Source organism: Burkholderia sp. AW49-1 (genome assembly GCF_053427845.1).
The window spans coordinates 1-9829 of sequence record NZ_JBSAXF010000061.1; the positions used below are offsets into that span (position 1 = coordinate 1).

General features: G+C 67.7%; 10 protein-coding genes. 6 read left to right on the plus strand and 4 right to left on the minus strand.

Features of this window, described 5'->3' with window-relative positions; translation table 11 throughout:
* Positions 1-73: 73 nt before the first annotated feature.
* On the minus strand, positions 74-652 hold the full coding sequence (gene sodB / locus ACV22W_RS33165; RefSeq protein WP_044848579.1) for a superoxide dismutase [Fe]: 579 nt from the start codon (positions 650-652) through the stop codon (positions 74-76).
* A 240-nt stretch (positions 653-892) separates the two neighbouring features.
* On the minus strand, positions 893-2275 hold the full coding sequence (gene xseA / locus ACV22W_RS33170) for an exodeoxyribonuclease VII large subunit (RefSeq protein ID WP_448023756.1): 1383 nt from the start codon (positions 2273-2275) through the stop codon (positions 893-895).
* A 450-nt stretch (positions 2276-2725) separates the two neighbouring features.
* Between xseA and lpxK the strand changes: the two genes are divergently transcribed.
* The 5 genes from lpxK (at position 2726) to ACV22W_RS33195 (ending at position 6688) form a co-directional block, all read left to right on the plus strand.
* Positions 2726-3754, plus strand: coding sequence for a tetraacyldisaccharide 4'-kinase (lpxK, locus tag ACV22W_RS33175; protein ID WP_448023757.1), 1029 nt, complete (start codon positions 2726-2728; stop codon positions 3752-3754).
* Complete coding sequence (locus ACV22W_RS33180) at positions 3735-3938, plus strand: Trm112 family protein (protein ID WP_006750935.1); 204 nt, start codon at positions 3735-3737, stop codon at positions 3936-3938. Before lpxK ends, ACV22W_RS33180 begins: the two co-directional genes overlap by 20 nt.
* Before the next feature lie 118 nt (positions 3939-4056).
* Complete coding sequence (gene kdsB / locus ACV22W_RS33185; protein WP_448023758.1) at positions 4057-4848, plus strand: 3-deoxy-manno-octulosonate cytidylyltransferase; 792 nt, start codon at positions 4057-4059, stop codon at positions 4846-4848.
* 207 nt (positions 4849-5055) lie between these two features.
* On the plus strand, positions 5056-5718 hold the full coding sequence (gene adk / locus ACV22W_RS33190; protein WP_059607999.1) for an adenylate kinase: 663 nt from the start codon (positions 5056-5058) through the stop codon (positions 5716-5718).
* Between the two features lie 211 nt (positions 5719-5929).
* Positions 5930-6688, plus strand: a complete 759-nt coding sequence (locus ACV22W_RS33195) for an SDR family NAD(P)-dependent oxidoreductase (RefSeq protein ID WP_448023760.1) — start codon at positions 5930-5932, stop codon at positions 6686-6688.
* 78 nt (positions 6689-6766) lie between these two features.
* Here the strand turns inward: ACV22W_RS33195 and ACV22W_RS33200 are convergent, their stop codons facing one another.
* A complete protein-coding gene (locus tag ACV22W_RS33200) occupies positions 6767-7609 on the minus strand; it encodes a SirB1 family protein (protein ID WP_448023761.1) in 843 nt (280 codons plus the stop codon).
* An 8-nt stretch (positions 7610-7617) separates the two neighbouring features.
* A complete protein-coding gene (gene murJ / locus ACV22W_RS33205; RefSeq protein WP_059527801.1) occupies positions 7618-9168 on the minus strand; it encodes a murein biosynthesis integral membrane protein MurJ in 1551 nt (516 codons plus the stop codon).
* A 304-nt stretch (positions 9169-9472) separates the two neighbouring features.
* On the opposite strand from murJ, the gene rpsT reads away from it, so the two are divergent.
* Complete coding sequence (gene rpsT, locus ACV22W_RS33210) at positions 9473-9745, plus strand: 30S ribosomal protein S20 (protein ID WP_006482211.1); 273 nt, start codon at positions 9473-9475, stop codon at positions 9743-9745.
* Positions 9746-9829: the final 84 nt, after the last annotated feature.

Consider the following 9829-nt stretch of genomic DNA (forward strand, 5'->3'; position numbering starts at 1 on the left):
CGTCTGGATACTGTCAACCTATTCCAGGACTTGACAGTGCCGCGCGCCGCGGAGGCGCGCAGGATGCCCGGACTTACGCGAAGTTCTTCGCTGCGAAGTCCCAGTTCACGATGTTCCAGAACGCTTCGACGAACTTCGGACGTGCGTTGCGGTAGTCGATGTAGTACGCGTGTTCCCACACGTCGATCGTCAGCAGCGGCTTGTCGGCCGTCGTCAGCGGCGTGGCGGCGTTGCTCGTCGACACGATGTCGAGCGAACCGTCGGCCTTCTTCACGAGCCATGCCCAGCCCGAACCGAACGTGCCGACCGCGGCCTTCGTGAACGCTTCCTTGAATGCGTCGTACGAACCCCACTTCGCGTTGATCGCGTCGCCCAGCGCGCCCGACGGTGCGCCGCCGCCGTTCGGCGACAGGCTGTTCCAGAAGAACGTGTGGTTCCAGATTTGCGCGGCGTTGTTGAAGATGCCGCCCGACGACTTCTTCACGATCTCTTCCAGCGACAGGTTTTCGAATTCCGTGCCCGGGATCAGATTGTTCAGGTTCGTCACATATGCCTGGTGATGCTTGCCGTAGTGATACTCGATCGTCTCTTTCGAGATGGTCGGCGCGAGTGCGTCTTCAGCGTACGGGAGCGGCGGGAGCGTATGAGCCATGGCGATTCCTTCGTTGAGTATGTAGGGAGGCTGTGTTGAATGCTGCCGAGCGTCCGATTGTAGGCGAGTCCGAATATCCCCGCAAACTCACGGGCATTTATCCGCGGTATGCAGAAAATCGCCGCTGGCGCTTCATCCGGCAGGACGAGACGACGATGCGCAGCATCCGTTCCCGCGTCCGGCGTCCGGTATATCCGCACCGCCGGGCGCGCGGCCTTCGTTTCGCTTGCGCCGTCGTCGTCAGATCGTGTCGGACAGCCGCGGCTGCACGTCGGCGAGCGACACGTCGGCCGAGCCTTCGGCGAGATGCACGGTAAGTCGGCGCTGCGGCTTCAGCGCGCTCGGCGCGCGCACCGCGCGGCCGGTCTGCGTGTCGATCAGCGCCGCATAGCCGCGCTCGAGCGTGCGCTGCGGGCTCAGCACCTCGAGCCGCGCCGCGCAGGCCGATACGCGCGCGGTATCGCGCTCGTGTCGGCGCTGCAGCGCCACCGCGAGACGTTGCGACAGCCCGGCGAGTACCTGACGCGCCTGCGCCGGGTCGGGCCGCGCGCGCTGCCAGCGCAATTGCGCGAGCGCGAAACGCGCACGCGCATCGCGCACCGGCCGCGACGCCGCCGACGCGAGCCGCACCGCCAGCTGTTCGACGTGCGTGCGTTGCCGCTGCAGCCGTTCGGCCGGGCTGACCAGCCGGCGCGCGAGCCAGTCGAGCTGCTGCGCACGCTGCTCGAGCCCGCGTTCCAGGCTGCGCGCAAGCGCGCGCTGACGGTCGGCAACCTCGCGCAACAGCAACGCGCGCTGCGGACTCGCCAGCTCGGCCGCGCCGGTCGGCGTCGGCGCGCGCAGGTCGGCCGCGAAGTCCGCGATCGTGAAATCGGTTTCGTGGCCGACGCCGCTGACGACCGGCAGTTCGCTCGCCGCGATCGCTCGTGCGAGCGCTTCGTCGTTGAACGACCACAGATCCTCGATCGACCCGCCGCCGCGACAGACGAGCAGCACGTCGACCTCGCGCCGCGCATTCGCGGTCTGCACGGCCGCGACGAGCTTTTCGGCGGAACCGGCACCCTGCACGGGCGCCGGATAGACGATCACCGGAATGTGCGGCGCGCGGCGCGCGAGCGTGGTCAGCACGTCGCGCAGCGCGGCGGCCTGCAGCGACGTGACGATGCCGATCGCGCGCGGATGCGCCGGCAGCGGCCGCTTGCGCTCGGCAGCGAACAGCCCCTCGGCCTCGAGCTGCGCCTTCAGCCGCAGGAACGCCTCGTACAGACGCCCTTGGCCCGTGCGCCGCACGGCCTCGACGTTGAGCTGCACTTCGCCGCGCGGCTCGTACATCGTGACGACCGCGCGCACCTCGATCCGGTCGCCTTCGCGCGGCGTGAATTCCGCGTACTGCGCGCGACCGCGGAACATCACGCAGCGCATCTGCGCCTGCTGATCCTTGATCGAGAAATACCAGTGGCCGCTCGCGGCGCGCGTGAAATTCGACACTTCGCCCGAGATCCACAGCAGCGGAAACGAGCGCTCGAGCGTCGTCGAAATCGCGCGATTGAGCGCCGAAACGGGAATCACTTCGTCACCGCCGCGCGTGGCGCCGGGAGCGGAAAAAGGAGAGTCGGAAAGCATGGGCGGTCGGATGAATGCTGGCGGCGACACGATAGTCCGACACGCGCGCGGCGTCCAGCGCCGGCCGCGCGCACCGCAACACGCCGAAGGTGTCCACACTTTGGCAATCGTCCGCCAAAAGCACTTGAAAACCCCGAAAAAAACCAGACAATTCGATGTAACACTTTGATTTTTATATATTTTTAAACATTACGGTTTTGTTCGACGCCGATTCGAAGTCCATCCGGCGGGCGTTTGGCGCGAGCGGGCGGCGAGTTTTTCACAGAGTTATCCACAAGCCGTTCCGATCCGCCCCCATCGAATGCGTCGCCCGGCCGCGCTTGCCGCGCCCGCGTGCGGCGCGCTAGAGTGCCGCCTTCCGAAGACCTTGCGGCATGCGCCGCCCAACGGAGAATCCGTCTTGATGAATCCGTCCCACGCCGCGGTGCACGACGCGCCGCATCCGGCCCGATGAGCGCGCCCGGCGGCCCGCTCGCGCGGCTCGAAGCAGGCCTCACGCGCGAATGGCAGCGACGCGGCGCCCTCGCCTGGGCGCTCACGCCGTTCGCGTGCGTGTTCGGCCTGTGCGCGGCGCTGCGCCGCACGGCCTATGCGCAGGGCTGGAAGCAACCGGTCGACGTCGGCGTGCCCGTCGTCGTGGTCGGCAACGTGACCGTCGGCGGCACCGGCAAGACGCCGACCGTGATCGCGCTCGTCGACGCGCTGCGCGCGGCCGGGTTCACGCCGGGCGTCGTGTCGCGCGGCTACGGCGCGAACGTGAAGGCACCCACCGCGGTCACACCCGCATCGCGCGCGAGCGCGGGTGGCGACGAGCCGCTGCTGATCGCGCGCCGCACCGGCGCGCCCGTGTGGGTGTGCCCCGACCGCGTCGCGGCCGCACAGGCGCTGCGCGCCGCGCACCCGGACGTCGACGTGATCGTCAGCGACGACGGCCTCCAGCACTACCGTCTCGCACGCACGGTCGAGCTCGTCGTGTTCGACCACCGGCTCGGCGGCAACGGCTTCCTGCTGCCGGCCGGGCCGCTGCGCGAGCCGCTGTCGCGCCATCGCGACGCGACGCTCGTCAACGATCCGTACAGCGGTGCGCTGCCGCCGTGGCCCGACACCTATGCGCTGGCGCTCACGCCGGGCGCCGCGTGGCACCTCGACCAGCCGGCGCTGCGCCGTCCGCTGTCGCAGTTCGCGAACGAGCGCGTGCTCGCCGCGGCCGGCATCGGCGCGCCGGAACGCTTCTTCGCGACGCTGCGCGCGGCCGGGCTCGCACCGGCGACGCGCGCGCTGCCCGACCACTACGCGTTCGCCGACAATCCGTTCGTCGACGACGCGGTCGATGCGATCCTGATCACCGAGAAGGATGCAGTAAAATTGGGCGCTTCCTGGCGCGACGCTCGGCTGTGGGTCGTCCCCGTCGAAGCCGCGCTCGATCCTCGCCTCATTGCCCTCGTTGTGGAGAAACTCCGTGGACGCTCGCCTGCTTGAAATCCTTGTGTGCCCTATCTGCAAAGGCCCGCTCCACTATGACCGCGCCGCGCAGGAGCTGATCTGCAACGCGGACAAGCTCGCCTACCCGATCCGCGACGGCATCCCCGTGATGCTCGTCGACGAAGCGCGCCAGACCGTCGAAGGCACGCCGGTCGATCCCGCCGGCCCGGCCGGCAGCTGACGCCGCCCCCCTGCACCGGCGCCTGGCCGCGGTTCGCCGCGGCCGCGTGCCGGCCCCGGCCCCGGACGGCCTGCCTTCGACGCACCGCCCGCCCCGCTCTTCTCACCGCCCAGCCCCGATGACTCATCCGCAGCCCTTCATCGCCGTCATTCCTGCCCGGCTCGCGTCGACGCGTCTGCCGAACAAGCCGCTCGCCGACCTCGGCGGCAAGCCGATGGTCGTGCGCGTCGCCGAGCGCGCGCGCGAAGCGGGCGCGCAGCAGGTGCTCGTCGCGTCCGACGCGCAGAGCGTGCTCGACGCGGCCCGCGAGCACGGTTTCGAAGCGGTGCTGACGCGCGCCGACCATCCGTCGGGCACCGACCGGCTCGCGGAAGTCGCCGCAACGTTCGGGTGGAGCGACGACACCGTCGTCGTCAACGTGCAGGGCGACGAACCGCTGATCGACCCGGCGCTCGTGCGCGACGTAGCGTCGCACCTCGCCGCGCATCCGGACTGCGCGATCGCGACCGCGGCGCACCCGATCCACGCCGCCGCCGACGTGTTCAACCCGAACATCGTGAAGGTCGCGCTCGACGCGCGCAACGTCGCGATGTACTTCTCGCGCGCGCCGATTCCGTGGAGCCGCGATGCGTACCAGCCGCACTGGCCCGACGTCTCGGCCATGCCGGCACCGGCCTTTCCGGTCCATCGTCACATCGGCCTCTACGCGTATCGCGCGCGTTTTCTGCGCACCTATCCGTCGCTCGCGCAGGCGCCGATCGAGCAGGCCGAGCAGCTCGAACAGCTGCGCGCGATGTGGCACGGCGAGCGCATCGCGGTGCTGATCACCGAACATGCGCCCGAAGCCGGCATCGACACGCCAGCCGATCTTGCACGCGTGCAGGCCCTTTTTCGGCCGGGTTCAAAATAACCCGTGGCATAATCAGGCGATTCTGCGAGCCGTCCGCGACCCGCGCGTCCTCGCTTGACCCCGCCACGGCCTGCCCGGCAGCCGCGCGTCGCTTTTCGCCGACGCGCCGCATCAGACCGGCCCGCCGCGCGCAAGGCAAGCCCCGCGCACGCTGTCGCCGACGCTTTTGCGTCTCGCCACACGAATCTACATACTGGAGATATCACCATGCGTTTGATCCTGTTGGGCGCGCCCGGCGCGGGAAAGGGCACCCAGGCAAACTTCATCAAGGAAAAGTTCGGCATCCCGCAAATCTCGACGGGCGACATGCTGCGCGCGGCCGTCAAGGCCGGCACGCCGCTCGGCATCGAGGCGAAGCGCTTCATGGACGAAGGCAAGCTCGTGACGGACGACCTGATCATCGGTCTCGTGAAGGAGCGCCTGAAGGAAGCCGATTGTGCGAACGGCTATCTGTTCGATGGCTTCCCGCGCACGATCGCGCAGGCTGACGCGATGAAGGAAGCCGGCGTCGCGATCGATTACGTGCTCGAAATCGACGTCCCGTTCTCGGAGATCGTCGAGCGCATGAGCGGCCGCCGCACGCATCCGGCGTCGGGCCGCACGTACCACGTCAAGTTCAACCCGCCGAAGGTCGAGGGCGTGGACGACGTGACGGGCGAGCCGCTGATCCAGCGCGACGACGACAAGGAAGAAACCGTCAAGAAGCGTCTCGAAGTGTACGAAGCGCAGACCAAGCCGCTCATCAAGTATTACGGCGACTGGGCGCAGCGCGGCGAGGAAAACGGCCTGAAGGCCCCGCAGTATCGCAAGATCTCGGGCCTCGGCAGCGTCGATGAAATCCGCGAGCGTGCGTTCGACGCACTGAAGTAAGCAGCGCGTCGTGCACCGCAAGCCGCCCTTCCGGGCGGTTTTTTTTTCGTCTGCTGCAGCCGTTTCGTCTGACCTGGGTTCGCACGACCGTGCCGCACTGGCCGGCGCGCGACGGCGCCCCGTACAATCGATCGAACGCGTGCGCCGCGTAGCCCGGCGCACCGGCCTTTCCTCCGATCGACCGGCATCGGACCCAACCAAGGAGACAGTGATGGAGATTCGCGGCAACGTCTTTCTGATCACGGGCGGCGCATCGGGCCTCGGCGCCGGGACGGCCCGCATGCTCGCGCAGGCCGGCGGCAAGGTCGTGCTCGCCGACCTGAACGAGGCGGCCGGCACGGCGCTCGCGACCGAGCTGGGCGGCCTGTTCGTGCGCTGCGACGTGTCGAGCGAGGCCGATGCGCAGGCGGCCGTCGAGGCCGCGACGCGCGCGGGCACGCTGCGCGGCCTCGTGAACTGCGCGGGCATCGCGCCCGCCGCGAAAACCGTCGGCAAGGACGGCGCGCATCCGCTCGACGTATTCGCGAAGACGATCAACGTGAACCTGGTCGGCACCTTCAACATGATCCGGCTCGCGGCCGCTGCGATGGCTGCGACCGCGCCGAACGACGGTGGCGAGCGCGGCGTGATCGTCAGCACCGCGTCGGTCGCGGCCTACGACGGACAGATCGGCCAGGCCGCATACGCGGCGTCGAAGGCCGGCGTCGCGGGCATGACGCTGCCGATCGCACGCGACCTGTCGCGCAGCGGCATCCGCGTGATGACGATCGCACCCGGGCTGTTCGAGACGCCGATGCTGCTCGGCATGCCGAAGGACGTGCAGGACGCGCTCGGCGCGATGGTGCCGTTCCCGCCGCGGCTCGGCAAACCGGACGAATACGCGATGCTGGTGCGGCAGATCGTCGAAAACCCGATGCTCAACGGCGAAGTGATCCGCCTCGACGGCGCGATCCGGATGCAGCCGAAGTAAGGGCCACGCAATTGCAAATGAAAAACGCCCGCGATGCGGGCGTTTCCACGTTCGGCGCTTCGGCGCTACCGCGACGGCTCAGTCCTCGCCGTCGCGCTGCATCCGCTGCCGCAACTCGGTCACCTGCGATTCGACGACGGTCGCGTCGTCCGCATCGGGCCGCTCGCCGAGATACTGCTCGAGATCCTCGAGCGCAGGGCGCAGATAGTCGAGCCGCGCATAGGCGAAGCCGCGGTCGCGCACCTCGTCGAGCTGTTCCGGCAGCAGGATCACGAGCCGCTGCTGCACGGCAAGCAGCCGCTGCCAGCGTTCCGTCTGCAGGTAAATCGTCTTCAGGTTGCGCAGCATCCGCGCGATGATCTCGCGGCTCGTGGCCGGCTGCAGCAGCGCGCGCAACGCGCTGTCGACCGCGCCCGCCGCACGCGCGACGTACGGCTCGAGCATCTCGACCATCTCGGCTTCGGACAGCGAATGGCCGTTGGTCGGATCGATGATCAGGTCGCCGTCCGGCAGCGTCACGCGCAGCAGGAAGTGGCCGGGGAACGACACGCCGCGCGCCGGCACGCCGATCTGCTCGGCGAGCTCCAGGTACAGCACCGACAGCGAGATCGGAATCCCGCGCCGCCGCTTCAGCACCGCGTTCAGGTGGCTGTTATCGGGGTCGTAGTAATCGTTGTGATTGCACGCGAAGCCGAGTTCGCGGAAGAAGAACTCGTTCAGCGCGGCGACGCGGTCCTTCAGTTCCGCATCGTCGGCGAGCCGGCGGCGCAGCCGCGCGGCCAGCATGTCGATTTCGGCCAGCGTGCCCTGCAGGTCGAGGTCGGGATACGCGTCCTGTGCGAGCGACAGCGCCGTTTCCGTGACGGGCAGACTGTCGTCGTCCGCCACGAGCGTGCTGAAGTAGTCGAGGACGCGGGTCATTGCGGTCGTCACTTGGCGCGCCTTCTGAAGTAAGCGTATTTGAAGCCCATCACCCACAACATACCGAAATATAGTGCAGCGAACAGCACCAGGCAGGCTGCCATCAGCGCAATGCGATCGAGCGGCTGCGCGCGCATGCCGGTCCAGTCGAAGCTGATCGCGCACCAGTGCATCAGGCCCGCGAGCACGAGCGCCGCGCCGATCAGCTGCATGAAGAAGCGCAGCCAGCCCGGCGACGGCTGGTAGATGCCGCGCTTGCGCAGCCCGAGGAACAGCAGCAGCGAGTTCAGGCATGCGCCGACGCCGATGCTCAGCGTGAGGCCCGCATGGCCGATCAGCGGCACGAACACGTAGTTCGAGATCTGCGTGACGATCAGCACGCCGATCGCGATCTTCACGGGCGTCTTGATGTCCTGCTTCGCGTAGAAGCCCGGCGCGAGGATCTTGATCAGGATGATGCCGACGAGGCCGATCCCGTAGGTCGCGAGCGCGCGTGCGACCATCGTGACCGTATGCGCGTCGAACTTGCCGTAGTTGAACAGCGTCGCGGTGAGCGGCGTCGCGAAGAAGAACAGCGCGAGCGCGCTCGGCGCCGCGAGCAGGAACGTGACGCGCAGCCCCCAGTCGAGCAGTGCCGAATACTCGTGCGAATCGGCGTCGACGTGCGCCTTCGACAGGCTCGGCAGCAGGATCGTGCCGAGCGCGACGCCGAGCAGCGCGGTCGGGAATTCCATCAGGCGGTCGGCATAGTTGATCCACGACACGGCGCCCTGCCCGAGCCGCGACGCGATGTTGGTGTTGATGATCAGCGACAGTTGCGCGACCGACACCGCGAACGTCGCGGGCACCATCTTCGCGAGCACGCGCTTCACGCCGGGATGACGCAGCGCGCGCACCGGGTTGAGGCCGATCAGCGGCACCATGTCGATCTTCTTCAGCCCCGGCAGCTGCACGATGAACTGCAGCACGCCGCCGACGATGACGGCCCATGCGAGCGCGTAGACCGGCACCTTCAGGTGCGGCGCGACGAACACGGCCGCGGCGATGAACGCGACGTTGAGCAGCACCGGCGCGAACGCCGGCAGCGAGAAGCTCTTGTAGGTATTCAGCACGCCGGACGCGAGCGTCGTCAGCGAGATGAATACGATGTACGGGAACATGATCCGCGTCATCGTGACCGCGAGCGGGAACGCCTGCCCGTCGGTATGCAGGCCGGACGCGACGGCGAACACGACCCACGACGCGCCGGCGATCCCGAGGACCGACAGCACGGCGAGCGCCCAGGCGAGCACGGTCGACATCGCGTCGACGAGCGCCTTGGTCGCGTCGTGCCCCTGCTGGTTCTTGAACTCGGCCAGGATCGGCACGAACGCCTGCGAGAACGCGCCTTCGGCGGACAGGCGGCGCAGCAGGTTCGGGATGCGGAAAGCGACGTAGAACGCGTCGGTGTATTGACTGGCGCCGAACGCACGGGCGATCAGCGTCTCGCGGGCCAGTCCGGTCACGCGCGACAGCAGCGTGAAGCCGCTGACCGTCAGCAGGGCTCGGAATAGATTCATGGGGCGCTTATTATACGGACGTTGCGTGTCCCGGCACGGACGGATGCCGAAAAGGGCCCACGTCGCCGGCGCCCCCGTCCGGCCGACGTCACGTTGACCTTGCCACGCGCTTGATTTTGTTGCTATAATCGCCGGTTTCTGAGCCTGTTACATGCACGGCGCCTGTCGTTTTCATGTCTCGGCCTCGGTTAAAATCACCGTTTTTTATGCGCCCCTGGGCAATCGTTCTCAGGGGACGGATCGAAAAGCAGCGCTTGGCCGTCAGGCTCCAAGCTCTGGAAACAGGACAGGATAAGGAACCGTCATGGCTAACTCCGCACAAGCACGCAAGCGCGCCCGCCAAGCCGCGAAGGCAAATTCGCACAACTCGGCGCTGCGCTCGAAATTCCGTACCGCGATCAAGTCGGTTCGCAAGGCTGTTGAAGCCGGCGACCAGGCAAAGGCTGCCGAGCTGTTCAAGGCTGCCGTGAAGACGATCGACACGATCGCCGACAAGAAGATCGTTCACAAGAACAAGGCCGCTCGCAGCAAGAGCCGCCTCGCCGCAGCCGTCAAGGGTCTGCAGGCAGCAGCGTAAATCCGGTGCGCCCGCTCTCGCGGGCGTTCCTGTTTCCTGCGATCGCAAAAAAGCCCGCCTAGGCGGGCTTTTTGTCGTGCGTCG

What these genes read in the sequence shown, in the direction of transcription:
- kdsB (WP_448023758.1), top strand. Translation starts at nt 4,057, where the DNA reads ATGACTCATCCGCAGCCCTTCATCGCCGTCATTCCTGCCCGGCTCGCG.
- rpsT (WP_006482211.1), top strand. Translation starts at nt 9,473, where the DNA reads ATGGCTAACTCCGCACAAGCACGCAAGCGCGCCCGCCAAGCCGCGAAG.
- sodB (WP_044848579.1), bottom strand. Translation starts at nt 652, where the DNA reads ATGGCTCATACGCTCCCGCCGCTCCCGTACGCTGAAGACGCACTCGCG.
- lpxK (WP_448023757.1), top strand. Translation starts at nt 2,726, where the DNA reads ATGAGCGCGCCCGGCGGCCCGCTCGCGCGGCTCGAAGCAGGCCTCACG.
- ACV22W_RS33200 (WP_448023761.1), bottom strand. Translation starts at nt 7,609, where the DNA reads ATGACCCGCGTCCTCGACTACTTCAGCACGCTCGTGGCGGACGACGAC.
- adk (WP_059607999.1), top strand. Translation starts at nt 5,056, where the DNA reads ATGCGTTTGATCCTGTTGGGCGCGCCCGGCGCGGGAAAGGGCACCCAG.
- xseA (WP_448023756.1), bottom strand. Translation starts at nt 2,275, where the DNA reads ATGCTTTCCGACTCTCCTTTTTCCGCTCCCGGCGCCACGCGCGGCGGT.
- murJ (WP_059527801.1), bottom strand. Translation starts at nt 9,168, where the DNA reads ATGAATCTATTCCGAGCCCTGCTGACGGTCAGCGGCTTCACGCTGCTG.
- ACV22W_RS33195 (WP_448023760.1), top strand. Translation starts at nt 5,930, where the DNA reads ATGGAGATTCGCGGCAACGTCTTTCTGATCACGGGCGGCGCATCGGGC.